Genomic DNA, 24,073 nt, shown 5'->3' with positions numbered 1-24,073 from the left:
GGCGCTCGTACGTCTGCACGTCAACCAAGGCGAGGAGGATTTCCCATGAAGTTCGTTAGCGGCGTGTTCGACACAGGCCCCGCCGGCATGGCGGGTTGGCGATGGCGGCCCTGTGCCGGCCAGCCCGTACCGATGGAAGGCCCGGCCCAGGTGTGGGCGGCCGGATACGACACGGCGGCGCTGCGCTACGCCCCGGCCCTGGGCGGCAGCACCGAGGTCTTCACCGCGGGGGTCTGCCTGGCGACGAAGGCGGAACTGTGGGAGGCCCGGGACAGCGCCGAGCGCGGCCGGTGGGAGAAGACCCCCCAGCTGCCGGGGTCCTTCCTCTCTGTCGTCCGTACCGGCGAGACGGTGCGGGTGGCCGGGGACCGGGCGGGCACCATCTGCGTGTTCTGGCTCGTCGACGGCGACGAGGTGGTGTGGTCGACGTCCGCGATCGTCCTGGCCGCGTACGCGGGGGCGGCACCGAACCCGGTACGTCTGGTGGCCGCGTTCACCCTGGTCGGCGTCGACCCGCTCGGTACCCACTCCTACTTCGCCGGCATCCACAGAGTCCCGCCCGGTCACGCCCTCGTCCTGTCGCCCGGTCGACCGGTGCTCACCGAAGCCGTGCCCACGCCCCGGTCCGCGCTCGGCTTCGAGGAGGGCGCGCTCGCACTGCGGGAGACGATGACCACGGCCGTGGAGCGGCGCATCGGCCTGCTCGGCCCGGCCTCGGCCGATCTCTCCGGGGGCATCGACAGCAGCATCCTCACCGCGCTCGCGGCGTGCCGGGCACCGCTGACGGCAATCACATACACCGACGGCTACATGCGCGGCGAGGACGACCTTCTCTACGCCCGGCGCTTCGCCGCCGACTTCCCCGATGTCCGGCACGTGACCGTCGACGGCGAACAGCAGGGGGTGCTGCACTTCGACGGGCTGCAGCGGCCCGACGCCCTGGTGATGACCGACAGCCCGTCCCTGTCGATCGGCGTGCTGGGTATCAAAGCCGCCCACCTCGCGCCGGCCGTGGCATCGGACGCCCGATTCCACCTCACCGGCCGGGGCGGGGACGACGTCCTGGACTCCCCCGTGCCCGCGATGGCCGTCGACCTGTACCAGGCTGGGCAGCGCCGCGCGGCTGCGGCCCGTGTCACGGCCTACGCCCGGACGCTACGCAGTTCGCCCCCCAGATTCCTACGGCACGCACTACAGGCGGCCCGCACCACCTACCCGCAGGCCTTGTCCGCGATGGCCAGGACGCTCGCCGGGCCGTCGACGCTGCCGGGTGGCGGGCACTCTCCGGCGTGGGAGGCGATGGATTGGTGCAGCCTCTCCCCCGTCGCTTCGTGGCTGACCCCCGATGGCCGCACCGCTCTCGCCGGCCTGCTCGGCGAAGACGCGGGCCGCGTGCACCCGGAGCGTGGGCCGGGCGCCCTCCACGAGCGGCTCGCGCTGGAACGCATGGGCGAGGAGCACGCCACCTACGACCAGATCGCTGACCAGAGCTGGGGCATACCCATCCACGCCCCCTACCTGGACACGGCCGTCGTCAACGTCTGCCACGCTATACCGGGATGGCAACGCCGCCACGTCGGGGACTTCAAGCCGCTGGCCCGCGCCGCCCTGTCGGGGATCGCCCCCGAGTACCTGCTCCAGCGGCGGACAAAGACCGCCCACACAGGCAGCGTCTACGCCGGGATCCGCCGCAACGAACCCGCTTTGCGGACGATCCTCACCCACTCCCGGATCCTTGAGGAGGGGCTCCTCGCCCCGGCCCCCGTCATCGCTGCGTTGGAGGGAGCTGCCCGCGGCGAACCGGCGCCGCTCGCCGGACTGCACGCCCTGGTCGCCGCCGAATGCTGGCTCGCCTCCCTGACCGTACGCCGTGACCTGTTCTGGGAGCGGACCCCCGTTGCCGAGGAGGCGCGATGAAGAAGCACTCAGGCATCTACGCGGCCGTAGGCGCCCAGGGCGTCGCGTTGATGGACGTGCGCAGGGGCCGGGGCCGGTGGCGATTCCTCGATCCCATCGGCGCGCAGTTATGGGACCGGGTGACACGCGGCGCCGAACCCCGTGTCGCGGTCGAGGAACTCGCGACCCAGTGGGCCCTGCGCGGCGTCCCGGCCGAACGTGTCCGTGCAGACCTGACCCGAGTCGCCACCGACCTGCAAGCCGCCGGCCTGCTCACCGCCGTGCACCGCCCGCCCGCCGCCGCTGCCCCGCCGGAGGTCCTCTTCGTGTCCGCGCGGCCGGTGCCCGCACGCCGACGGCTCGCCGCGCACGCCGGGCTCGCCACCGCCTTGGTTCTGCTCCGTCTTCTTCCACTGCGCTGGACCATGGCTGTCGCCCGAGCCGCGACCCGTCTCCCGGGACGCGCTGCCACACGTGCGGAGGCCGTCGCCGTGCACTCCGCCGTCCGCCGCGCCGCCGCCGCATGGCCCGGATCCCGGATCGCCTGCCTGGAGGAGTCTCTCGCCTCCTTCATCACCGCCGCCCTCACCGGGCGACGGATGCGCTGGGTCCTCGGCGCCCGATTCAGCCCCTACGGCGCCCACGCCTGGACCGAGGCGGGCGGACAGATCATCGGCCAGGACCGAGACGAACGTATCTGGCCGTACATCCCCGCCCTACAGGTGGAACACCCGAACTAAAATTCGCCACCTCCCGCCACCGTTTCCACTCGTACGGGTGAACCGTTGCTCCGGTCGTGACTGACACTCTGCACTCTGACAGCCCGGCCGGAGCGATCATCCCGGCCCCCGCACGCACACGGTTCGCCAGGCTCCGGAAGCGGCCCGCCACCCAGGCCGCAGCCATGCCGCAGTTCACGACCAGCGCCGAACGCCACGACGATGCCCTCTCGGACTCCGCGCTGACCATGGCCCGCCGGCTTCCACACCTCGCCGCGATCGCCGTTCGCCTGGCGTGGGCCGTGGACCGGCAGGCGGTCCGCTGGATGGCCGCCTTGCAGGTCGCCCTGGGCGTCCTCACGGCGGCCGGCCTGTACGCGACCCGGGGCGCCTTCACCCAGCTCTTCGGCTCAGGCACACCCTCCGACCGGCTCACCCACGCTCTGCCGTTCCTCGCCGTCGTCACCACGGCCGCCATCGCCCGATCCCTGATCTCCGCGAAGACCTGCACGATCACCGCACGCATCGGCCCGAAGGTCGACGGCGTGGCCGAGCTCCGCTACCTGGACGCCGCGACCCGCGTCCCCCTCGCCGCCTACGACGATCCGGCCTGGAGCGACCACAGCGAAGCGGCCAACCGGGCCTCCAAAGAAGCCCATCTCATGATCGACGCGCTCGCCGCCGTGGCCACCGCGCTCCTCGGGATCCTGGCCGCCGCCAGCATCCTCCTGGCCCTCCACCCGCTCCTGGTGCCGCTGCTGATCCTCGCCGTCGTCCCTCGCGGCATCGCCGCGATCTCCTCCGCCCGAGCCGCCCACCGCGCCGAACGCCACACCCTCACCGACCGCCGACTGCGCCACAACCTCATGTACAACGCGTCCGGCCGCCCCTCCGCCCTGGACGTACGCGCCAACACCATGCGCGGCTGGCTGCTGGGCGAGTTCGAGGCAGTAACCCGCCGTCTCGAAGACCACGCCGCAGCAGTCGGCCGCAGCACCGCCCGCCGCCAGCTCCTCGGCGACACCCTTGCCGGAGCAGCATCCCTGCTCGTCTACGGCGTTCTGCTGTGGCTCGTCACCAGCGGCCACATCCCGTTGGCCGCCGCCGGTACCGCCGTCATCGCCGTCATGACCAGCCGCAACCTACTCGGCGGGCTCGTCACCGGCCTCCACACCACCTACAAGATCGGCCTCTACCTGGACGACTGGGTGACCTTCCTCCAGGACTCCCGAGCACGCACCTTCCAGCCCGACGCCGAAACGGCAACGCACGCCCCGACCCAGCCGAAGATCATCCGCGCGACGAACGTCACCTTCTCCTACCCGGGAAGCACCCAGCCCGTCCTGGAGAACGTGACCGTCACCCTCAGGCGCGGCGAGGTCCTCGCGATCGTCGGCAGCAACGGCGCCGGCAAGTCGACCCTCGCCAAGCTCCTCGCCGGCCTCTACAACCCCACCAGCGGTGGCATCACCTGGGACGACACCAACCTGTTCGACGTCGACCCCGAGGAGATCTGGAGCCGCCTCGCGATGCTGCCGCAGGACATCTGCCGCTGGCAGGCCGACGCCCGCGCGAACATCACCCTCGGCCAGCCCGGCGACGACACCGCCGTGTGGGCCGCCGCCACCGCAGCCGGCGCGGACAGTGTGATCAAGCAGCTCCCCGATGGCCTCGACACCAACCTGGCCCCCTCCTACTGGGGCGGCCGCGACCTCTCCGGCGGCCAGTGGCAGCGCCTCGCCGCCGCGCGGGCCTTCTTCCGCGCCGACGCACCGCTCCTGATCTGCGACGAACCGACCTCGGCCCTCGACCCGCACGCCGAAGAGGCCATGTACGAGCGCATCCGCCTCCTGAGCGAAGGCCGCTCCGTCATCCTCATCACCCACCGCCTCGGCTCCACCCGCAGCGCCGACCGCATCCTCGTCCTCGACCAAGGCCGTGTTGCCGAAGAAGGCACCCACGAAGCCCTGATCGCCCAAGACGCCCAGTACGCGGCGATGTGGCGCGCCCAAGCACAGAACTACAGCAACGTGCCCTGACCGCCTCGGTCGACCGGCACGTCTGATCACCTAGGGTCGATGGTGGGCGCGGGGCCCGGAGAGTCCTCGTGCCTACCAACGCTCCTCGCATCCCCGCCTCCCTCGCGGATCTCGCCGTCCCCCTCGCGGACCTGGCCCCGTACCACCGCAACCCGCGTACCGGCGATCTCGAAGCCATCGCGGAATCACTGGCCACGCACGGCCAGTACAAGCCGATCGTCGCCAACAAGGGCTCCCTGACGGGCCGTCCGAACGAGATCCTTGCCGGCAACCACACAGCGAAGGCCGCCCGCCAGCTCGGGTGGGAAGAGATAGCCGTGACGTGGCTCGATGTCGACGACGACACGGCCGCGAAGATCGTCATCGTTGACAACCGGACCTCCGACCTCGCCGGGTACGACACCGAGCTTCTCGCGGACATCCTCACCGACCTGCCCGACCTCGAAGGCACCGGCTACGACCGCGCACAGCTGGACGAACTCCTCGACGACACTTCGCTGCCCGCGCCCATCGAGCTCCCGAGCGACGGCGCGGGAACGGGGGCCGCCGCCACCGTCGACTACCTCCAGTGGGGGTATCTCCAATGGTCATCGACTCGCGTCCGGATCACACAGGACGAGGTGGAGTTCCTGAACTCCCTCTACAAGAAGTACGTCGCAGAGCAGGATTCCGATCTTGGGTTCGGCTGGCACGTCCTCAACGAGGAGCACCACGCCGCCGAGGAGGTCGTGGCGTGAACCCTCTCGACGTACGGTTCGACCCCGCCTATCCACTGGAGAAGCTGCGGCCGGCGGACTACAACCCGCGGCGCCTGTCCGAGAGTTCCTTCGTGCGGCTCCAGGGGTCTCTGCGCCGCCACGGTGTCGTCAAGCCCGTCATCCTGAACGCGGACGGGACGCTGGTCGCAGGTCACCAGCGAACCAAGGGGCTCAAGGCCATCGGGCAGGAGACCGTGCCTGCGATGATCCTGCCGCAGAAAGTCCGCCTTCAGGACGAGATCAAATTCAACCTTTTGCACAACCGGGTTGAGACCGAGAGCAGCGTCGTCTACGCGGAAGCCGGTCCGATCGGACAGTGGTGCTGGATTCCGTGGCAGACCATCGAAGTCGTCGCCTCGAAGAACCTTCCCTTCCAGCAGGCCATCGGCTTCATGACGGCCGCGCATGGGCCGTGGGGCTCGGTCGTCATCGATGATCAGGGCCGCATCGTGCTCAACGCCGAGTACGCGGCCGTCGCCAAGGCCCAGCGGTTCGACATCCTCGCCTGGACCGTGTCGTCCTTCGACGCCGGCCAGCTCGTGGAGGACCTGACCGGCGAGTACGGCGTCTACGACTGGACCGGCCTGGAGGAGCAGGCCCCGGTGTGGAACCAGCACATCGTCCAGCCGAACCGGTTGAGGGAACACTCCTCGAAGGCAAAGGCGGACAAGGTCCGCTACAAGTCCGAGGTGTGGGAGCGTCTCGTCCTGCCGTGGCTCACGACCTCTCACCGGGTGGTGGACTTCGGGGCCGGACACGGCGACTACGCGAAGCATTTGCGCACTCAGGGGTACCGGGTCCAGGACTACGAGCCCTACAGGACCCTGAAGGGCAAGTACAGCTTGGACATCCGCGGCATCGTCGCCATGATCCGCGGCATCGAACGGGAACTGCGGGAACGGGGTCTGTACGAGGTCGTCGTCCTGGACTCCGTCATCAACGCGACCACCTCACTGGAGTACCAGCACTGGGTGCTGCTTACTGTGAATGCGCTGTGCGCCGCCGACGGGCAGGTGTGCATCGGCACGCGAAATCTGGAGCGCGAGAAGGCGTACGAGAAATCGGAGCACTCCATCAGCCGGGACTCCACCCGGCTGGCGTTCCTGGACGAGCACAGCGTGGACATGCGGTTCGTGAAGGGGAAGTGGCAGCGGATCCGCTACCACACCCCCGAGTCGCTGCGGGGTCTGCTGTCCCGTTACTTCGAGGAAGTCGAGCTCAGCGACGTCACCCGGGCGACCGTAAAGGCGGTGTGCCGCAAGCCCCGACCGTTTCCCATCGAGGAATACGAGACGGCTTTCCGGAATGAATTCAATATGCCATACCCCAATGAGTACCGACATGACAAACATGCTGGAATTGTCGAAATCTTGATAGAATTGATCAAGGATAGGAATCGTCAAATGGAGGGGTAATTAAATGACATTGGGGGCGGGTCCCGAGAGGGTCCGCATAGAAATCGAGAGCAGCGACAAGTACGGCATCATGTGGCTTGCCGGGATCCGGCATCTCAACCTCGCCGAGCACTGCCTGAAGACCTTCGGGGAGAGCGACCGGCCCCGGCTTGACCGGACGCTAAAGAGGCAGACTGTGCTGCTGCCGGCGGAGTCACCGCCAGTCGCCTGGTACCTGTGCGCTCTACCGATCCCGTGGTCCTGGGAGCGCAACGCCCATCTGGCCTTCGAGTGCGCCCCGGGCCATGCATGGGAGGGCAACGCCCTCGTGCCTGGTCTCGGGGTGCGGCTCCACAACGCCCGCCCGATCACCGGGTGGGGCGAGCATTCCATCCCGGCCGATGCCGAAATGCGTCAGGCCAGGCTGTACCGAAGCTGCCGGAACTGGCAATTCGGTTGGTGGCTGCGACAGCACCGGAACATCCCAGACGCGCCGCCGAATCCGCACAAATCAAAACATTCCAAGACAACCAGCCCCGGACAGCTCACCTTCGAGTAACTGGAAACAACAAGATCAAGCCACCAGCTTGATTTAGCCCTTGCGTGCCAACCTGGCGGACCGTAAATTTCTACGGCCGCCAGGTTTTAACTTGGCCGTCAGGTTTTGCTCGGCAGCAAGAGAACCAAGGAGCAAGGAATGAGCCGGCACAAAATGTGCCGCTGACTCGCAGACGCGGGCCAGCGGGCATTCATCGCTTGGTCGCACCTCCAGAGGAGGGGCACCGCCCAGGGAGACCTATGCCCTCGGCCGGATACCAAGTGAGCCCGCTCGCGCTTCGAGGAGATCTCACCTTGTTCGACCGCCTTGCTGACGTACTCACCCAGGCCAAGACGCTCCGGCTCGTCATCGACTTCTTCACCGTCGTCGTCCGCATCATCCCCGCCCTGCTCGTGGTGATCGCGCTCGTCCCCTCCTTCGCCTCCTTCGGCTTCCTCTCCCCCGGCCCCCGGCGTTCCCTGCTGGAGATCGTGGACCGCCTCAGGAAGTGGACCCTGGCCCAGCACTAGCGGCCGCCCCCGGGCCGGGCACCCTCCCGGCCCGGGGCGCGCCTCTCCCCGGCCCAGCACGGGCATCGCCCCCACTACAGGATCATGGAGGGGTGGCGCGGGGCCCAGGGAGACGTTCATGGGCGGCCGACCCACCCGGGCGCAGCGTGCAGCGATCACGCAACGCCGAACCGACGCGATCGACTTGAAGCTCGCTGGCATCGACTGGCTGACGATCGGCCGGAAACTCGCCGCCGACCCGTCGCTCAACAGCGACGGTGTCGCCTACCCGCAGGGGTACGGCATCGAGGCGTACCGCAAGGGACTGGAGCCGCCCAGCGACGGCCGTCTGATCGAACTCGCCTGCAAGGACGTCTCGAAGGCCTTGGCCGAGCGCGGCACCGCGCTGGACGACAGCACCGATGAACTGCGCAAGCTGATGGCGGAGCGGCTGGAGCGCCTGTTCTTCGGCGTGTACCGGGCCGCGATCCGAACCGGCGATCTTCAGGCCGTCGACCGTGCCGTCCGCATCATCGAGCGCAGCAGCCATCTCCTCGGGCTGAACCGACCCGTTCGCACGGAGGTCTCCGGCCCGGACGGCGGCGCCGTCCAGGTGGAAACCGCGGGGCTCGAAGAACTCCAGCGGCTCATCGCCCTGGCGGGCGACGCGGGCGAGGGCGGTGAGGCCTGACGAGGCTGCGGTCCTCCAGCTGTATCGCACGCTCCCCGCGTCGCGCCGCCGCGAGATCGCCGCAGCTTCCACACCGCAACTCCGTGCCCGGCTCGCCCAGATCGAGCGCGGGCTGGCAATGGATCGCTCTCCCGGAGCGATGGCGGCCGTCCTCACCGAAGAACGGGAGATGCAGGCCCCCCACCTCGGGCTGATCGACGCCGCCTTCGAGCGGGTCGCGGCCGGGGTGCCGACGAAGCTGCTGCTGACGATGCCACCCCGGCACGGCAAGAGCCGGCGGGCCGCCCGATGGGCACCCCTGTGGTACCTGCGGCGCCGCCCGGAGCACCGGGTGATGATCGCCTCGTACTCCTCCGACCTGGCAGACGACCACGGTCGCTGGATCCGCGACGCGATCCTCACCTACGGCCCCCAGATCGGCATCGCCCTGCGGCCCGGATCCTCGGCTGCGAACCGCTTCGACCTGCTGGGCACCGAGGGCGGCGCCGTCATAGCCGGTGTCGGCGGCGGCCTCACCGGTAAGGGCGCGCACCTGGCGGTCGTGGACGACCCGATCAAGGACGCCGCCGAAGCGTCCTCGCCCACCATGCGCAAACGCCTGTGGGAGTGGTGGCAGGCCGTCCTCCTGACCCGCATCGAGCCGGGTGGCTCCGTCATCCTCATCCAGACCCGATGGGACGAAGACGACCTCGCCGGCCGTGTCCTGGCCGACGAGGGCAGCCGATGGACGCACATCGACCTGCCCGCCCTCGCCCTGTCCGAGAACGATGCGCTCGGCAGGCCGGTAGGCGGCCCCCTCTGGCCGCAGCGGTACGACGAAGCCGCCCTCGCCGAGATCCGCCGATCCGTGGGCGAACGCGTCTGGTGGAGCCTCTACCAGCAGCAGCCCCGCCCACAGGACGGCGGAGTCTGGGACTGGGCATGGATTACCGACAACCGGATCAGCGCCGCGCAGCTTCGCGGCATCGATCTCAGCAGGATCGTGGTCGCGGTCGACCCGGCCGGCGGCGAGTCCGCAGTGGGCGACGAAACCGGCATCGTCGCCGCAGCCCGCGACGCAGAAGGGCACCTGTACGTCCTCGACGACCGTTCCGGCAACCGTGGCGCGGACGCCTGGGGACGGGAGGCATGCCTGCTCGCGATCGAGCTACGCGCCGACGCCATCGTGGTGGAGGCGAACTACGGCGGCGACATGAGCCGCCAGATCCTTCACCAGGCATGGCAGGAACTCCAGCGTGAGCAGCGCACCCAGAACATGCTCATGCCCGCGGTGCTCCCGGTCACGGCGAAGCACGGCAAGAGGTTGCGCGCGGAGCCGATCGCCCAGCTGTACGAACAGGGCCGGGTGCACCATGTCGGGCAATGGCCGACCCTGGAGCAGCAGATGGTGACCTGGGTTGCGGGCATGGACTCCCCCGACCGCATGGACGCCGCCGTGCACGGCCTGACCGAGCTCGCCGACCCGCAGCGCAGCGGCCCCGCGTCGTCCGACTACCGGGACAGGCGGCTCTCGGGGCGACGGTAACGCCCTCAGTGGTCAATCACCGGAACCAAGTTGAGCCCGGGGACCAACGGAACAGTCAGTATCAATGTGAATGATCTTGAACGGCGAGAGGACCCCTGCGGTGCCGCAGGGGTCCTCTGCCGCCGGGGTCGCCGCAGGTCAGTCCTGTCTTGCGAACCGTTCAAAAAGATGTCCCTGTTGCTGGTTGCCGGGGCCGTTTGCCCGGCGGTTCTCGGATGTCTCCGGCTCGGTGAGGCTCTTCCGGGCCCGGACCTTGCCGATGTTCAGCACGACGGCATGGCACGTGATCTGTAAGTCCCTTTTCGTGGCAATCTGCGGACCAGGACGATGACGTGAGGCCGGAGGTAGCCCGCCCATGGTGGCGAACAGCAATCCCACCGTCGGGAGACGGCGTCTGGGGGCGGAGCTGCGCCGACTCCGTCAGGCCAGTGGGCTCAAGAGCACCGAGGTGGCCGAGCGCCTCATGGTCTCCCAACCCAAGATCAGTCACCTGGAGAACGGCCGCCGCTCCGCCAACCCCCGCGATGTACGCGATCTGTGCGCGATGTACGGAGTGAGGGACCAGCAGGTCATCGACTCGCTGATGCAGATGGCCAGAGAATCCGGCAGGCCGGGCTGGTGGCACGCCTACGACGACCTCCCGAACAGCGCCTACATCGGCCTGGAGATGGACGCCTCCTCGATCCACACCTACGAGCCCCTGCTGATCCCCGGCCTCTTGCAGACCCCCGCCTACGCCCAGACCGTCATTGAGGAAACGATCCCCTTGCTCACGGTCGAACAGGCGGCCGCGCGTCTGAAGGCGCGACTGCGCCGGCAGCACCGAATCTACGACCCGGCGTGCCCGCTGCGCCTGTGGGTCGTCCTGGACGAGTCGGTTCTGCGTCGTGTCGTCGGCTCTCCCGACGTGATGCGCGAGCAGCTGGAGCACCTGAACGCGCTCGGCGCCGAGCCGCACGTCACAGTGCAGGTCCTCACCTGCGCGGTGGGGGCCCACCCGGGCCTGACGGGGCAGTTCTCCATCCTGAGGTCCGCCGACAGACCCGAGGCAGGGGTGGTGTATCTGGAGCGGTTCACCAGCGATCTCTACCTGGAGAAACCATCTGACGTGCAGGCCTACGGCGCGATGTATGACCACCTCCAAGGCCAGGCCCTCGACCCTGACCACACCCGCCGGTTCATCACCGACGCCATCAAGTCGCACATCGACGGGACACCCCTGAGTTCGGGATCGAGGAGCGTCCCCTCTCAGGCGGCGGGAGCCGGTGTGCGGTGACTCGGAACGTGTCCTTGGGGGTGGGCGGCGCGTTGGGCCCTGTGACATGTGCACTGGTTTGGACCCCCACGTCGGGCCGGTGCAGTCCGCGGCCCCCGATTCCGCGCTCTGGCGTCGGGGCCGCGTCAGCTTCCCCCTGCAAGCGAAGGTTCCGACCTGCCCCGAGAGGTCATCCCGGCACTCTGGAAGGCAGTGAAGCCGGCGTGCGCCGCTTCAACGGCAAAACCATCAGCGCCCTCCTCGCCCGAATCACATGCCTCGGCGGCAGGCTCGCCCCGCCTGTCCGTTCGGTGTTCACGACGGGACAGCCTCGGATCCTTGGAGGCGCACCTGCTGCGCCCAGAGCTGCCCGTGTTCGCCCGTAAGCTGTAATCGGCGCGGGGCCATCAGGGAGCTTCTCCATGGGCCTAAGCACATTCGTGTCCGACGCTTGGTCGTGGCTGAACTACAAACCGATGATGGCGGCGACTTCCGATGGGCGTCCGCATCGTGGACTCGCGCCGCAAGCTACCTGGCTGCCGAAGGACGCAGTCCGGCGGCTGGCCGCCTACAAAGTTCTGGCCGCCTACGACGCGAATCAGGCTGGCGAACTGGCCGCGCTCACAGGCAACGATTCTGGCGCCGAGCGGCGGGAGTTCGGCGACGCAGCCGCCTTCGTGGACACCACCCTCGCTCACCTCCTCGGCAAGTCACAGCAGATCGTCGTCGCCGGTGCAGAGCACGCGGGAGATGAGAACGCCAGTCCGGAGACGCTGGCGGCGTCCGACGTGCAGCAACGGCTGCGGTCCTGGGCGGAGGCCGAGCTGTTTCCGCTCCGGATGCAGGCAGCCGAGCGGAAGGCCGTCCTGCTCGGGGATGCCGTGTACCTCCTGGCGTGGGACCCGCAGAAGGGCCGGGTCAGGCTGCGCACCTACGATCCGGGCTTCTACTTCCCCGTTCTGGAGGAAGATGCAGACCCGGGCGACTACCCGCAGCGGGTGCACCTGGCGTGGGAGATCCCCGAAGACCCCCAGCAGGGTACGAAGGCCCGGGTCCGAAGGATCACCTACGAGCTGGGGCCGATCGTGGCCGCAGGACCCCACGCGCTGGAGGACGGATCAGCTGGCCGGGGCCTCGTAACTGACGGCACCGGCGGGCGTCCACTGGAGGCGGGCGATGTGTCCCGGGCGGACAACGGGGCCATCGAGCGCCGGTACCCGTGGGCCCCGGACCGGCCAACTGGCATCACCTGCTACCTCACGGACGCCGAATGGTCCCTCGATGACCTACGCCACGGCCAGAGCCTGGATGACCTGTCCATGGAACGGGCCCGGTTCCGCACTCGTTCCGACGGTGAGGTGCTGCACAGGCTCGATCTACGCATTGACTTCCTCCCCCTCGTCCACATCAGCAACACGGTGGCCGACGGTGAGCACTTCGGACAATCCACCCTGGCCACCGTGATGCAGGTCTTGGACGAGCTCGCGGAGACCGACACGGACTCGGCTCGGGCTTCAGCCACCACGGGCGCCCCGATCATCGGTCTTGCCGGGGCTCGCGCCGAGGTAGACAGGGTGACGGGGCGGCCGCGACCGCTGGCCGTGTCCCCCGGAACCATCTTCCAGCTCGCGGACGGCGGCCGGATGGATGTCCTGGACACCTCCGGGCAGCTCGCGGAACTGCGGTCTAGGGTGGAAGAGATCCGCGACCGTGCGGCGGTGAACGCGCGGCTGCCCGCGGTATCGCTCGGCACGGTCGACCCCTCCGACGTGCCGTCCGGCTACGCCCTCCAGCTGTCGCTGGGCCCGTTGGACTCCCTCGTCGACGCGATGCGCCTGGCCCGAGCCCACAAGTACGCGCTGCTGTTCAAGCTCGTGCAGCGCATCCACCAGGCCGGGCAGGCGGAGGGGTGGGCCACCGGTCCGACTCCGCCCGTCCGGCTCGCGTTCGGTCCGCACACCCCGACCGACCGCAGTGCGGTTCTGGACGAGGTGGTGCGCGGGGTGGGTGCCTGCGTGCTGAGTCTGGAGACGGGGGTGGGAATGTTGCAGGACGCCGGGTATCCGATCGAGGATGCCCGCGAGGAGGTTGAGCGGATCACCGCGCGACGCCCTGCCGCCTCCCCGGCCGAGGACGCCCGTTCGTCTCAACCGGGGAGGGACGAGGAGGTCAGTCCTCCAGAGAGGGCTTGAAGTCCGACTTTCGCTTCGTCTTGAACCGTTCCTTCTGGAGTTTGGCTGACTCACGCATGTCCTCTTCCGAGTACTTGCTTCGGGTGCCGCCTCCCCATTGCACGACGTAAGTGCCTTTTCCACCGGGGACGTTGTCTATGGGGGAGGTGAACAGGCAGTCGCCCGCGAACTCTCCGAACTCCGGCCCCAGCACTTCGCCTTCCCTGGGGTCTCGACCAGCCGCGAGCCGCTCGCCGTCCTCGTCGTAGATGACGCGCTCTTCCTCGGAGGCAGCCATCCGTACGCAGGTCCCCGGCGACGATCCGGGGACCGTGTACTGGGCTTCTTGCAGTCCCACCTGGTACGCCGTAAACGGGTCTCGGTCCAGCCAGGGCTGCCATGCCGCGATGCCGACGCCGACCGCCATGACGGCCGCACCGGCCACGATCGCGTTCCTGTACCCACCCAGTCGCCCCTGTGGCTCCTTGTCCGGCGAGACCTTGTTGTCTTCCATGTCGCCCCCTGATCGCTTTGCTGTTGATCTTGCCAGGAGGGGGAGTCAGGGCTCCAGGAGAAGCGTCGCGTTGGGGTCCGTAGACTCGATCTCGGCGCGGGGACGTCGAGGAGAGTCACGCCCTGATGTCCCGCATCCTTCCTTCTCCGACGGCTGTACTTGGCTTTCGCCGTGACGGCCGCCCGATCTTCCCCGTGCTGGGCGCGTCCTCCGAGGACCCGTCCAACTCCCCGGACACGCAGGTCACGTTCGGGCAGCAGCAGCTTCAGCATCTGATGGCCCGCGAGAAGGATCAGGGCGCTCGTGCGGGTGCCCGCGCACTGGTGGACCGCCTGGGCTTCGCGTCGGCGGCCGAGCTGGAGCAGTTCGTTACTGCCCAGAGGGAGGCCGAGAAGCAGCAGCTCACCGAGGTGCAGCGCCGTGAGCAGGAGCTGACCGCCCGGGAGGCTGCCGCCGGCCAGCGTGAGGCGCAGGCCATTGCCCGGGAGCGAGAAGCCGTCAAGCGCGCAGCCCTTGCCGGTCTCGGCGCGGCCGGCACCGGCCTGGACGATGCCGTGGTGCTGCTGCGCGCTCCCGAGGACGCCGATGACGCCGCGCTGGCGCAGGCCGCACAGGACCTTCGGCAGCGACGGCCGGAGCTGTTCGGCCCCGCATCGCCCGGACCTGCTCCGGTCCCGCCCGCGCCGGGGGGTGCTCCGGCGTCCGTGCCCCCGCCCCGCCCGGGCGGCCAGACCTCGAAGCCTGGCGCGGCCGGGCTCGCGATGGCCCGCCGCCGTGGGCTGGTCCCCTCGTCCAGCTAGACCTGCCCGAGCTTCGACGGCTCGTGCTCGGGGACCACGCCCCGTTTCTCCTCGTGGACCGCTCCACCACTTAGCTTAGGGTGAGTGCGTGTCGCCTCCATCGCAACAGGAGACAGCGGCTTGATCCAGCCGTACACGACCTCTGTGACCGTCACTGCCGACCGGGACTGGCTTGCCTCCCGGCACGGCACCGACTCCACCGAGACGATCACCCTCGACCTGACCAAGCTCACCAAGTCCATCCACTACGTCGAGCCCACCGCCACCGGCCCCCACGGCTTCGTGCGTTCCGGCGTGCCCGTGGGCCGTATCACCGCGTCCGGCCTGTACGGCGCGTACGACCCGGCGGCCACCGACGGCCGTCAGGTCCTCGCCGGCCTCGTCTACGCCGAGGCCGCCTTCACCCCCGGCACCACCAAGATCCCGGCGGCCCTGCTCTGGCACGGCACCGTGAAGACAGCGAAGATCCCCGGCGGTATCGACCCGTCGAAGATCACCGCGAACCCGGCCGGCGCGCAGCTGCGCTTCCTGGCGGTGAGCTGATGAGCATCTCCGACCTCCTGAAGAACGTCAGCGTTGCGGACCTGACCGTCTACGCCCGTTCCATCCCCAACCCTGGTGACTTCCTCCTGACGCAGACCGTGTTCGCGGAGACGCAGGTACAGGACGTGAAGTGGCGCATCCGCAACTCGAAGCGGCGCGTCAACACGGCGTCGTACCGCGCCTACGACACGAGCGTGCCCTTCGCGAAGCGTCAGGCCGAGGCCACGCAGACCGAGGGCACTCTGCCCGCGCTGGGCCAGAAGCTCCTGGTGGGCGAAATGGAGCAGCTCCTCCTGGACGCGGCGCGCGGCGCGGATGAGGATCGACTCATCGAGCTTCTCTACGACGACGTGGAACGCCACGTCGAAGCGATCCGCTCCCGCCTCGAACTCGCCGCCGGTGATGTTCTGGTCGACGGCAAGTTCAGCTTGGCCGGGGAGAACGGCCTCACGGTCGAAGTCGACTACGGCGTACCGGCCGCGAACATGCCGACCGCCCCGAAGCCGTGGAGTTCACCGGACGCGGACCCGCTCGCGGACGAGCTGCGGTGGATCGACCACCTCGACTCGATCGGCGCTCCGGCCCCCGAGCTGGTCCTCACCTCCCGCCGCGCCTGGTCTCACCTCGCGGGGAACGCCGCCTACCGGGCCGCGTACCACGGCGTCCCGCTCGGCGGCCAGCTCCCGACCTCGGTCCTCACCCCCGAGCAGGTCAACAGCGTGCGCGGCACGTACGGGCTGCCGCCGATCACCCTCTACAAGGCGCAGGTCTGGCAGGACGACGTGTCCAAGCGGGTGCTCCCCGAGGACAAGTGGATCCTCCTGCCGCCGGACCGGGCCAAGTGGGGCCAGACCCAGTACGGCACCACCGCGGAGTCCCTGGCTCTGTCCCGCGGCACCGACCCGCAGATCGAACGCGAGGAGGCACCGGGCATCGTCATCACCCGCGATGCCACCGATGACCCGGTCCAGGTGTGGACGAAGGGGGCCGCCGTCGCCATGCCGGTCCTCGCCGCGCCGGACTGCCACATCACCGCGACGGTCCTGTGAGCGCCGCCCTCCGGGCGCTCGGCGTCCTGGCCGCGACCGTCCACGTCCTCGACCCCGTCGACCGCACGCCGATCGTCCTCACCCCTGGAACGGAAGTCACGGACCCGGAGATCGCCGACCAGATCACCAACCCGAAGTGCTGGGAAAACGAACCAGCGCCGAAGGCCAAGCCCGCGCGCAAGACGCTGGCATAGTCCCCGGCGGGGAGGAGTCCACACTCCTCCCCGCCCCTTCACCTGCAAGAGGAGCACCATGGATAGCGGCACCCTGAGGTGGTTGATCTCGCAGCTAGGTCCCGATACCGACCCCGTCGACCTCGCCCAGAGATACGACCAGCTCGGCAGTGCGCGGGCCGTCGCGGGTGAAGTGCTGAGCGAGCGAATCGCTGCCCTGCTCTCCGAGCCGCTGCGCGTGACCGTCAACGGAGTCGCGACGATCGACCACTCGGCCAATGTGGCGGCCCTCGAACGCCGGCTGAACCAGCTCGACACCCAGACAGCGCCGGACGATCCTGTCCCGGGGATGCCGGAGACCCTCGTGTCGGTGCCGTTGACCAGCCGTCCCCGACGGTGAGCTGAGCCCTTCCGAGCATGAATCTCACCGGGCACCTCGACGCCACTTTCAGTTGGACAGCCTCACCGCATCGCGTGCCTGGCTTCCAGTCCTTGCTCGGACGGCCCGCGCCCAGACATCGCCACCGAGCCCGCAGGCTGTGGCCCGACCAAGACCAGCCCATGCAGTGCCGTTCGTCTGGCCTCGCGGACAGGTAAGGGCCACAGCCGCGACATGTCTTCTGCGAAGATGTGAAACGGACCGCGCGGAGGGGGCATCAGTGGAGCCAGTAGTTGTGGGCAGCGTGATCGGACGCGTTGCAGCGGCGTTCGTGTCGAGGTCGTCAACCCCAGTGACGGGAGATACTCCGCCTGCCATCTGGTCGGAGGAGTCCGACGAGCGTGGAGGTCTTCTCCTCAAAGATGGCGCGGGTGAGACGGTAGCTCTGCTGACCCAGGACCAGGTAGCCCAGGTATCGCAATTCCTCGAACAGCCGGAAATCGTCGCGCTGTCGCAGTTCCTCTTCATTGCAAGGCTCGGTATCAGGTCTCAGGACGCACTGGCGTCGCTTGAGACGGAGTACGAGGATACCTTCACGGCCCGGGCGGAAGACTTCTGCGACGAGCATGGCTACAACTGGTCTGGGCTCGCAGACGCGCTCTGGCGGCTCGCTGTGTCCTACATGGAGAGCGTGTTCCCGCGTGATGACAGCATCACCGCGACGCTCAGCGCCGCCGACCTGGAGAAGGTCACCGCCTACATCGGAGCCGCGCCTCAGGTGGCAGGTGGCGACGCTCCTCCCAACGTTGCCTTTCGAGACATTGTCGACATTCTCGGATCATCGACACGAGTAAAGCAGGCACGTGAGGTGCTGGCTGACATCAGAGCCGCATCGGAACGTCGGTACGCCGAACTCAACCTCGCCCACACCTTCAGTCCCGGCAGTGAGACGTCCCGCTTCGATCACGAGGCGCTATATGTGCAGCGGAACCTCCACAAGCGCGGTTCCGATGAATTCCATGACGACTCCTTCCTGGTTTCACCCCTGGGGCGCCCACGGTGTGTAGTCCTTGGCAATCCGGGTGTCGGCAAGAGCACTATGACGCAAAATCTCGTCCATCAGCTCTCCCGTTCCGGCTCGGGCACTGCCTACGCCCCTCTTGTGGTGGCCTGCAAGGATGTCCCCAACGGGGCCGCATACATCCTGTCGGCGATCACCCGCTCGCTGCGTGAGAATCTGCAACTGGAGGTTTCAGAGGAAGTTGTCGGAGACCTCGCTACCCTCGGCCGCTCCTTCGTGATCTTCGACGGTATCGATGAGATCGTCGACATCGGCCGCCGTATGAATTTCGTGCGGACCATCGAGGCGTTCGCGAACCGATTCCCACTCATACCGATTCTCGTTACGGCTCGGCGCGTCGGATACAACAAGGCCCCATTCGACACAAAGCACTTCGACATCTTTGAGCTGGACGACTTCTCTCTTGAGCAGGTCGGCCAGTACACGGAGAAGTGGTTCGCGGCTACGGAACGATCCGAGCAGGAACGTCTGGCGTTCATGCGGGAAACGGAGAACGTTCCCGACATTCGAACGAACCCCCTCATGCTCTCGCTGTTGTGCGCCCTGTACCGCGCCCGCGGGTACATCCCACGTAATCGCCGCCTCGTGTACGAGCAGTGTGCCGACCTGTTGTTCCAGCGATGGGACGCCATGCGCCACATCGAGCAGCCGATAGACCACCGGGACTACGGCAACCGCCTGATGCAGGAACTTGCGCTCTTCTTTTACAAGAGCCAGACGGCCCAAGCCGGCGTGCAAGAAGGGCAGCTGAGAAAGCTGATCGCCACCTTCTTCACGGACACGGCCTCGGTCAACGAGGTCGACGCCCGCTACCGGGCTCAGGACTTCCTGGATTTTTGCGCGGACCGAGCCTGGCTGCTTTCCTATCAGGGCACGGACTCCGTCGACCACCGACTGTTTGGCTTCACGCACCGCACCTTCATGGAGTACTTCGCAGCGGAAGCCCTCGTGCGGCGTGCGCGAACACTCGACGAGGTAGTCGAAGAGATGGTCCTCGCCTACGATCGGGACGCGAGCTCCGTGCTGGTGGACGTGATCTTCCAGTGCGCCGACGTGAAATATGACGGCGGCGCACGCGATGTCGTCCTCAGCCTGATGCAGAGGTCCAAAAACAGCAGCCGCGAGGCCTCCGCGAAGTACCTTTCACTGTGTCTGCGCGTGATGAACGCAGCTCCACTGCCCCCCCAATCGACGGATGCCATCTTCGATGCCCTCTTGGTCGCCTGGGCTGCGGGCACGCCGGAAGCAAGCCGCGACACCGCGATGGCCGTCTTTGAACTCTCCCGAGACCCGAGGGACAGGTTTATAGCCAAACTCCGCGCAGAACCGCGCCATGCCCTACAAGCCCTCGTCAGGTGGGCGCGCTTCTACTGGAGCGGAGAAACCCCGATGTTCGATCCGCAGTGGGAACAGCAGATGTACGAAGTGACCCAGGGAATCACGCGGCTTCCGGACCCTCCCCTCATGGCATACCTGCTGCGCAACGCGCTGGTGGAGCCAGACCAACTTCCCGACGCCTGGGAGTGGACTCTGGGATTCCAAGCATTCGGCGAAACAGTCCCCGGGCCGGTTGTTCTGGACATGGAAGAACTTCTCGCCGAAGGCGATGGGTTCCACGACGCGGGCAAGATCACAGCGGCTTTTGGCGCATCAATGCGAGCTGGCCTGCCTCAGGTTGACGGCACCTTCCTCAGCACCGTTTTTGCGCGCCTCGGGGAGGAGACCACCGTCTTGGCACCCGACAAGCTTGCCGAGGCTGCTCAGAATCCTGATATCCGCGACGCCTTCATCTGGGCATGCTGCGCACTTTTCGAAGTGACGGCGCCCGCCCACCACCCTCTTCACAAGCATGTCGCCTTCATCCATGGAGAACCATGGTTCGACCGGGCGATCAGTACACGGATCAACGGCCCAGGACGCACTGTCATCTCGGGAGCAGAGCCGTTCAGCATGAGAGAACTACACGCCCTGAAGGGGACTGGAGCCGTACCTAGCTGGTTCGCCGACTGGTGCGCAGGGCAGACATCGCTACTCACCACCGCTCAGATTCCGCCGCAATTCGGACGGCGGCCTGCGCGCCCGATTCGTCCGAAGCAGTGACGAAGAGCAATGGTCAACACGCCCTTGGCGGCAGGCGGGGCGGTCGGCGTAGCACCTGAAGGACGTAGGCCATGCCTACCTGGCAGGAGTCCAAGGGTTCTGGGGCTGCCCGGACCCCTTCGGCGGGACGCGGATCCGGGCATCACGTCCTCGTCGCGATCCTGGACTTGACGATCAAAGCCTCTGCAGGAGGGCCTACTCCTGGCGAAGCCGAGAAACGTGCGCTCAATCAACGGCCCTCGCGTTGCCAGCCGCGGTGGTGCGGTTCACGGGTGGCCACCAGCACCAGGGCCAGGCCGAGGGGCAGCAGGAACAGCAGGAGGAGAGTCATGCGGCTCTCGTGCCCCCGGGTGGACGGTTCGATCCCGGCGGCCGTTCTTTGACCGAAACGCTAGTTCCGCGTGGTCCCGCCGCGCCGCGCTGGCGGTCATGGAGGGCCGTAATGGGCAGAAGAGGAAACAGTCAGCACGAGGCGCTCCGTGGCAAGAAATGGCGGTGCCCCGCTCCTCGGGCGAGGGCGGGGCATCGGGTCCGATAAGCACAGCAGCCAGCTTTGATTAATGGACGTGGCTCACGCTACGGCAGCGAACGTGACGGTCCAGGGGCGGCGTGTACTGGTGGCTACGGCGCAGAGGCGGGAGTGCGCCTGAGACGGGTCCGCACGTAAGTGACCGTTGCGGTGCATCGCGCCCGTACCGAACGGGCTGCGCGGCGCCACTGCGAAGGAGGCGGTGTTGCCGCCGTCCGCACGGCGTTGCGGAAGGCGCGGAGTCGGTTGTCCAGGACGGGCTGGCTACGGTGGTGGAGCACTGCGTCGAGGACGGCGTCGGTCGTGGCGGCGACGTCCGGGTGCTCGTGTCGGGCGAGGGGCATGGAGCAGCGAATCGCGTGCTTGAGGGCGGTGGCGACTTCGGTGGCGGCCTGGTTGCGGTTCCCGTCGATGAAGGCGATCAGGGCGCTGGCCCGTGCGGAGCCTTCGGAGATCGCGGCGGCTCCGGTTCGGGTCGGCGTCAGCATTCCGGCGGCGAACTGCGTGCCGGCCATGAGGATCGTCTTAAGGACTGCGTTTCGACCGTTCCACAGGAAGTCGCTGGTGTGGCCGGTGATCCGAATTGCGAGGACGGCGTTTGCGAACTCGTCTGCCAGTCGTTCGAGTTCGTCACGGGCTATCTGCTCGTCCCTGTGCCTGACGGCCCGTGCGGTGAGTCGGGCGCCGAGGACAGTGCCGATGATCGTGCCGACAACCCCTGCGGGGATGGCCCAGAGCGCGATGAGGTGTTCCGTTTTCACGTCGCCAGGATGCCGGGGTGACCGCTGTCAGGTTGGTGGTTTGGCCAGGTTGGGCGTCTGTCTCGTACACCTAGGCTCCGAATCATGAGCGTTTTCGATGAGGCCCGACGTGTCCGTGTTGCTGCCCGCCCGGGCGGACCGGCCGTGATCGAGGTCGATGGGCAGGACGTGGCGGCGGCCGTGGATGCGTACCGGATCACGCAGACCGTCGATGAGGGCCCCGAGATCACCCTCTATCTGTCGCCTGGCTGGGAGGGCTTCGGCTTCGACGGCCTGGCAGAGGTCATGGCCGAGCCGGCGGATCTCCAGCATGTGGTGATCGAATTCCTCAACGCGGTCGACGCCCGGAAGCTGGATGAGGCTGTGTTCGCCCGCGATGACCTTGATGGTCAACCGGGTGAGCTGACCCGCGGGCTGCTCGCCCAGCTGAAGGAGTGGGCGGCCGGTGCTTGATCAGCTGAGTGTCAGCCGTGTTCTGGAGCGGCACATGATGCCGGACTGGGTCAAGGTGACTCGGGCCGCCGGGGAGGAGATCCTCGACCCGGAAACGGGGGCACTCGCTCCGGCGGCGCCCCTGGTCGTGTACGAGGGCCGGGCTGGCCTCTACCCGCAACAGGAGAAGATCCGTTCGCGCGGCCGGGACGGGGCATGGCTGGAAGAGGTCCGGGCCGGCTACAAGCTGATCCTGCCTCTTGCGGCCCCCGAGCTCGAAGACCACGACACGGTGCTGGTGGTCAAGTCTCTGGACGAGCAGGCACGCGGTCGCACGTACGAGGTGACGACCCTGGGTGAGGTCTCCAGCTTCCCGGTGATCCGTACGGTGTGGCTGGAGCAGCACAACCGGAGGACCGATGGGTAAGAAGGCGGACTCGTACAATCACCCCGCCGCGCTCGCTGCCGCTCTGGACCGTGGTGGGGTTGTCCTCCGGTCGGAGTCCGAGACAGCGATGCGGGTCAGTGCCGCGCTGCTCGTCGCCCAGATCCGGCAGCGGGCATCCGGCCGTCCGGGCCCGCGCGTGATCACCGGCCGCTACCGGGCATCGTGGCAGTCCGAAGTCCATGCGGCCGGGCCCGTGTTCGTCGCGCAGGTCGGATCGACCGCACCGCAGGCCCGGCGTCTTGAGTACGGGTTCGTCGGCACGGACAGCCTCGGCCGCCGGTACGCGCAGCCCCCGTTCCCGCACGTCGGACCCGCGATGCAGCAGGCCGGTCCTATCGTCGCCCGCTTGCTCGGTGCAGCGGTGGAGCGTGCCCTGTGAACGAGCTGGCCGCAGACATCGAGACCGTGCTGACCGAGGTCCTCGGCGGGCACGAGCGGGGCATCCTCTCCCGTGCCGTGGTCGTCGCGGAAGTCCTGGACGCGGACGGTGACCGCTCCTTGTCGGTCATCACCACCCCCGGGCTCAGCGAGTGGGATGCTCTCGGGCTGTGCCGGTACGGCGTCCTCAGCATCGAAGGCCCGGCCGCCGACCACTTCACGCGGGGCGCCGAGTGATCGACCGCGCCCCTGTGACCGTGGCCGTCCGCACGATGCTGGTGGCGGCCACCGGCCGGCCCTGCGGGGTCGGGGTGCTTCCGCTGGTGAACGGCAAACCGGCGCCGCCGCCGTACAGCGTCCTGTATCCGATGGGCGGCCCGGTGGACGGCGCGCCTTTCTCTGACGCTTCCGAGGACGCCCACCTCACCTATCAGGTGACGATCGTTGCCGCCCGCGTCGACCAAGCCGAGTGGCTGGCCGACCGGGTCCGCCGGGGGTTTCTCGGACGGACCTCGGCCGGCGGTTGGGAGCAGCCCCTGACTGTTGCCAGCGCCACCGTTTGGGCGCGCGAGCTGGTCGTGGATGAAGGCGCCGACCCTACGGTCACGGGGGACGTCGTAACGTACGTACAGCGGTACAGCCTCAGTACGACGACCTCGCATCCTGGAGTGGGCCCATGAGCGAACCCGACGTCACGCACATCGCAGACGGGGCAATCCGATCCGAACGGATCACGGAGGGCGCCGTCGAGCCCGCGGTTCCCCCTGTCGAGGTCACCACCGATCCCGTGATGCTGCGTCGTCTGATCGTTATCGCGCTTCGTGACCAGCTCCGTGTGAGCGAGGAGGCCGCCGTGCGCTACCTCGGTGCGCATGAACACCGCCTGCTGGGCGCAGCATTGGACTAGTCCGGGATTCCGCTGTTGTTCCGGAAGGGGCGCCCCGGCTGTGCGAATGGATCGTTCGTGGGCCCGATGGGGTGGCCCGTACCTCCCTTGACGTAAGTGTCCTCTCCGAGCACCCAGTAGTAGAGGTCGTTGAGGTTGGGCGGCCAGAACACCAGTCCAGCGCCGCCGACGTAGCCGTATGCGTTGCGACGTGCCAGCGGCTTGAGCACGTCGACAAGCTCCTGCCCTGCCTCCCGCCCTGAAACTGCGGCAGTCGTGGCAGCAGTCACAAGATCAGCAAGCTGGAGGTGTGGGACATGATCCGACGGGGCGGTGACGATCGGCATCACGACCCGTTCCGGCTTCGCGTAGCGGGTTCCTAGTGCTGCACCGCGAAAGTTCGTGGAGGGGTGTTGGTCAGGCTGCTTCCTTGAGTGGGGTGCCCTTGTAGGTCCAGCGGAAGGGCTTGGCGTTCTCGTTGCGGTTGATGATGTAGCTGTCGAGC

Annotated in this window: 27 protein-coding genes; 23 read left to right on the top strand and 4 right to left on the bottom strand. The window is 67.9% G+C overall.

Features of this window, described 5'->3' with window-relative positions; genetic code table 11:
* The first annotated feature begins 45 nt into the window (after positions 1-45).
* From OTB19_RS32760 to OTB19_RS32720, 9 genes are all read left to right on the top strand, one after another.
* Positions 46-1,917 carry an asparagine synthase-related protein gene (locus OTB19_RS32760; protein WP_267802327.1) on the top strand — a complete coding sequence of 624 codons (1,872 nt, stop codon included), beginning with the start codon at positions 46-48 and terminating at the stop codon, positions 1,915-1,917.
* A complete protein-coding gene (locus OTB19_RS32755; RefSeq protein ID WP_267802326.1) occupies positions 1,914-2,636 on the top strand; it encodes a lasso peptide biosynthesis B2 protein in 723 nt (240 codons plus the stop codon). The genes OTB19_RS32760 and OTB19_RS32755 overlap by 4 nt, the downstream gene beginning before the upstream one ends.
* A 56-nt stretch (positions 2,637-2,692) precedes the next feature.
* Positions 2,693-4,654, top strand: coding sequence for an ATP-binding cassette domain-containing protein (locus OTB19_RS32750; RefSeq protein WP_267802325.1), 1,962 nt, complete (start codon positions 2,693-2,695; stop codon positions 4,652-4,654).
* Between the two features lie 68 nt (positions 4,655-4,722).
* Positions 4,723-5,391 carry a ParB N-terminal domain-containing protein gene (locus OTB19_RS32745; RefSeq protein WP_267802324.1) on the top strand — a complete coding sequence of 223 codons (669 nt, stop codon included), beginning with the start codon at positions 4,723-4,725 and terminating at the stop codon, positions 5,389-5,391.
* On the top strand, positions 5,388-6,827 hold the full coding sequence (locus tag OTB19_RS32740) for a ParB N-terminal domain-containing protein (protein WP_267802323.1): 1,440 nt from the start codon (positions 5,388-5,390) through the stop codon (positions 6,825-6,827). The genes OTB19_RS32745 and OTB19_RS32740 overlap by 4 nt, the downstream gene beginning before the upstream one ends.
* 4 nt (positions 6,828-6,831) lie before the next feature.
* Positions 6,832-7,365 carry a hypothetical protein gene (locus OTB19_RS32735; protein ID WP_267802322.1) on the top strand — a complete coding sequence of 178 codons (534 nt, stop codon included), beginning with the start codon at positions 6,832-6,834 and terminating at the stop codon, positions 7,363-7,365.
* 293 nt (positions 7,366-7,658) lie between these two features.
* Entirely contained in the window at positions 7,659-7,874 is a 216-nt protein-coding gene (locus OTB19_RS32730; RefSeq protein ID WP_267802321.1) for a hypothetical protein, read from the top strand.
* Between the two features lie 118 nt (positions 7,875-7,992).
* Positions 7,993-8,544 carry a hypothetical protein gene (locus tag OTB19_RS32725; protein ID WP_267802320.1) on the top strand — a complete coding sequence of 184 codons (552 nt, stop codon included), beginning with the start codon at positions 7,993-7,995 and terminating at the stop codon, positions 8,542-8,544.
* A complete protein-coding gene (locus tag OTB19_RS32720) occupies positions 8,534-10,069 on the top strand; it encodes a terminase large subunit domain-containing protein (RefSeq protein WP_267802319.1) in 1,536 nt (511 codons plus the stop codon). Before OTB19_RS32725 ends, OTB19_RS32720 begins: the two co-directional genes overlap by 11 nt.
* A 138-nt stretch (positions 10,070-10,207) precedes the next feature.
* Here the strand turns inward: OTB19_RS32720 and OTB19_RS32715 are convergent, their stop codons facing one another.
* The gene (locus tag OTB19_RS32715; RefSeq protein ID WP_267802318.1) at positions 10,208-10,339 is read right to left on the bottom strand and encodes a hypothetical protein; all 132 of its coding nucleotides are present in this window, start codon (positions 10,337-10,339) and stop codon (positions 10,208-10,210) included.
* An 85-nt stretch (positions 10,340-10,424) separates the two neighbouring features.
* Between OTB19_RS32715 and OTB19_RS32710 the strand changes: the two genes are divergently transcribed.
* Positions 10,425-11,345 carry a helix-turn-helix domain-containing protein gene (locus OTB19_RS32710; RefSeq protein ID WP_267802317.1) on the top strand — a complete coding sequence of 307 codons (921 nt, stop codon included), beginning with the start codon at positions 10,425-10,427 and terminating at the stop codon, positions 11,343-11,345.
* A gap of 401 nt (positions 11,346-11,746) precedes the next feature.
* A complete protein-coding gene (locus tag OTB19_RS32705) occupies positions 11,747-13,516 on the top strand; it encodes a hypothetical protein (RefSeq protein WP_267802316.1) in 1,770 nt (589 codons plus the stop codon).
* Here OTB19_RS32705 and OTB19_RS32700 read toward each other — a convergent pair.
* Entirely contained in the window at positions 13,494-14,009 is a 516-nt protein-coding gene (locus OTB19_RS32700) for a hypothetical protein (RefSeq protein ID WP_267802315.1), read from the bottom strand. The genes OTB19_RS32705 and OTB19_RS32700 overlap by 23 nt on opposite strands.
* A gap of 194 nt (positions 14,010-14,203) precedes the next feature.
* On the opposite strand from OTB19_RS32700, the gene OTB19_RS32695 reads away from it, so the two are divergent.
* From OTB19_RS32695 to OTB19_RS32670, 6 genes are all read left to right on the top strand, one after another.
* On the top strand, positions 14,204-14,809 hold the full coding sequence (locus OTB19_RS32695; protein WP_267802314.1) for a hypothetical protein: 606 nt from the start codon (positions 14,204-14,206) through the stop codon (positions 14,807-14,809).
* 144 nt (positions 14,810-14,953) lie between these two features.
* Positions 14,954-15,352 (top strand): head decoration protein, encoded by a 399-nt coding sequence (locus OTB19_RS32690; RefSeq protein ID WP_267802313.1) that lies wholly within the window; start codon positions 14,954-14,956, stop codon positions 15,350-15,352.
* The gene (locus OTB19_RS32685; RefSeq protein ID WP_267802312.1) at positions 15,352-16,401 is read left to right on the top strand and encodes a major capsid protein; all 1,050 of its coding nucleotides are present in this window, start codon (positions 15,352-15,354) and stop codon (positions 16,399-16,401) included. The genes OTB19_RS32690 and OTB19_RS32685 overlap by 1 nt, the downstream gene beginning before the upstream one ends.
* A complete protein-coding gene (locus tag OTB19_RS32680) occupies positions 16,398-16,595 on the top strand; it encodes a hypothetical protein (protein WP_267802311.1) in 198 nt (65 codons plus the stop codon). The genes OTB19_RS32685 and OTB19_RS32680 overlap by 4 nt, the downstream gene beginning before the upstream one ends.
* A gap of 58 nt (positions 16,596-16,653) precedes the next feature.
* Entirely contained in the window at positions 16,654-16,974 is a 321-nt protein-coding gene (locus tag OTB19_RS32675; protein WP_267802310.1) for a hypothetical protein, read from the top strand.
* Between the two features lie 274 nt (positions 16,975-17,248).
* Positions 17,249-20,134 carry an NACHT domain-containing protein gene (locus OTB19_RS32670; RefSeq protein ID WP_267802309.1) on the top strand — a complete coding sequence of 962 codons (2,886 nt, stop codon included), beginning with the start codon at positions 17,249-17,251 and terminating at the stop codon, positions 20,132-20,134.
* A gap of 621 nt (positions 20,135-20,755) precedes the next feature.
* On the opposite strand, the gene OTB19_RS32665 is transcribed toward OTB19_RS32670, so the two are convergent.
* Positions 20,756-21,424, bottom strand: a complete 669-nt coding sequence (locus tag OTB19_RS32665) for a hypothetical protein (RefSeq protein ID WP_267802308.1) — start codon at positions 21,422-21,424, stop codon at positions 20,756-20,758.
* 84 nt (positions 21,425-21,508) lie between these two features.
* Here OTB19_RS32665 and OTB19_RS32660 point away from each other — a divergent pair, with 84 nt between their 5' ends.
* From OTB19_RS32660 to OTB19_RS32635, 6 genes are read left to right on the top strand one after another with little or no spacing between them, the layout of a single operon-like run.
* Positions 21,509-21,877, top strand: a complete 369-nt coding sequence (locus OTB19_RS32660; RefSeq protein WP_267802307.1) for a hypothetical protein — start codon at positions 21,509-21,511, stop codon at positions 21,875-21,877.
* Positions 21,870-22,283 carry a DUF6093 family protein gene (locus OTB19_RS32655; RefSeq protein ID WP_267802306.1) on the top strand — a complete coding sequence of 138 codons (414 nt, stop codon included), beginning with the start codon at positions 21,870-21,872 and terminating at the stop codon, positions 22,281-22,283. Before OTB19_RS32660 ends, OTB19_RS32655 begins: the two co-directional genes overlap by 8 nt.
* Positions 22,276-22,683, top strand: a complete 408-nt coding sequence (locus tag OTB19_RS32650; protein WP_267802305.1) for an HK97 gp10 family phage protein — start codon at positions 22,276-22,278, stop codon at positions 22,681-22,683. The genes OTB19_RS32655 and OTB19_RS32650 overlap by 8 nt, the downstream gene beginning before the upstream one ends.
* Positions 22,680-22,919, top strand: a complete 240-nt coding sequence (locus tag OTB19_RS32645; protein ID WP_267802304.1) for a hypothetical protein — start codon at positions 22,680-22,682, stop codon at positions 22,917-22,919. Before OTB19_RS32650 ends, OTB19_RS32645 begins: the two co-directional genes overlap by 4 nt.
* Complete coding sequence (locus OTB19_RS32640) at positions 22,916-23,362, top strand: hypothetical protein (protein ID WP_267802303.1); 447 nt, start codon at positions 22,916-22,918, stop codon at positions 23,360-23,362. Before OTB19_RS32645 ends, OTB19_RS32640 begins: the two co-directional genes overlap by 4 nt.
* A complete protein-coding gene (locus OTB19_RS32635; protein ID WP_267802302.1) occupies positions 23,359-23,589 on the top strand; it encodes a hypothetical protein in 231 nt (76 codons plus the stop codon). Before OTB19_RS32640 ends, OTB19_RS32635 begins: the two co-directional genes overlap by 4 nt.
* On the opposite strand, the gene OTB19_RS32630 is transcribed toward OTB19_RS32635, so the two are convergent.
* Entirely contained in the window at positions 23,586-23,915 is a 330-nt protein-coding gene (locus tag OTB19_RS32630; protein WP_267802301.1) for a hypothetical protein, read from the bottom strand. The two genes, OTB19_RS32635 and OTB19_RS32630, sit on opposite strands and share 4 nt — an antisense overlap.
* Positions 23,916-24,073: the final 158 nt, after the last annotated feature.

It is taken from the genome of Streptomyces sp. H27-H5, from assembly GCF_026627505.1.
Classification (GTDB): domain Bacteria; phylum Actinomycetota; class Actinomycetes; order Streptomycetales; family Streptomycetaceae; genus Streptomyces.
The sequence above is the reverse complement of the archived record's forward strand: the minus strand, read 5'-3'. Positions and strand labels throughout refer to the sequence as shown.

Bases quoted from the DNA above. Each gene is read 5' to 3' on its own strand.
- OTB19_RS32760 (WP_267802327.1), top strand. From the start codon at position 46: ATGAAGTTCGTTAGCGGCGTGTTCGACACAGGCCCCGCCGGCATGGCG.
- OTB19_RS32755 (WP_267802326.1), top strand. From the start codon at position 1,914: ATGAAGAAGCACTCAGGCATCTACGCGGCCGTAGGCGCCCAGGGCGTC.
- OTB19_RS32735 (WP_267802322.1), top strand. From the start codon at position 6,832: ATGACATTGGGGGCGGGTCCCGAGAGGGTCCGCATAGAAATCGAGAGC.
- OTB19_RS32725 (WP_267802320.1), top strand. From the start codon at position 7,993: ATGGGCGGCCGACCCACCCGGGCGCAGCGTGCAGCGATCACGCAACGC.
- OTB19_RS32710 (WP_267802317.1), top strand. From the start codon at position 10,425: ATGGTGGCGAACAGCAATCCCACCGTCGGGAGACGGCGTCTGGGGGCG.
- OTB19_RS32705 (WP_267802316.1), top strand. From the start codon at position 11,747: ATGGGCCTAAGCACATTCGTGTCCGACGCTTGGTCGTGGCTGAACTAC.
- OTB19_RS32700 (WP_267802315.1), bottom strand. From the start codon at position 14,009: ATGGAAGACAACAAGGTCTCGCCGGACAAGGAGCCACAGGGGCGACTG.
- OTB19_RS32685 (WP_267802312.1), top strand. From the start codon at position 15,352: ATGAGCATCTCCGACCTCCTGAAGAACGTCAGCGTTGCGGACCTGACC.
- OTB19_RS32675 (WP_267802310.1), top strand. From the start codon at position 16,654: ATGGATAGCGGCACCCTGAGGTGGTTGATCTCGCAGCTAGGTCCCGAT.
- OTB19_RS32660 (WP_267802307.1), top strand. From the start codon at position 21,509: ATGAGCGTTTTCGATGAGGCCCGACGTGTCCGTGTTGCTGCCCGCCCG.
- OTB19_RS32650 (WP_267802305.1), top strand. From the start codon at position 22,276: ATGGGTAAGAAGGCGGACTCGTACAATCACCCCGCCGCGCTCGCTGCC.
- OTB19_RS32635 (WP_267802302.1), top strand. From the start codon at position 23,359: ATGAGCGAACCCGACGTCACGCACATCGCAGACGGGGCAATCCGATCC.
- OTB19_RS32630 (WP_267802301.1), bottom strand. From the start codon at position 23,915: ATGCCGATCGTCACCGCCCCGTCGGATCATGTCCCACACCTCCAGCTT.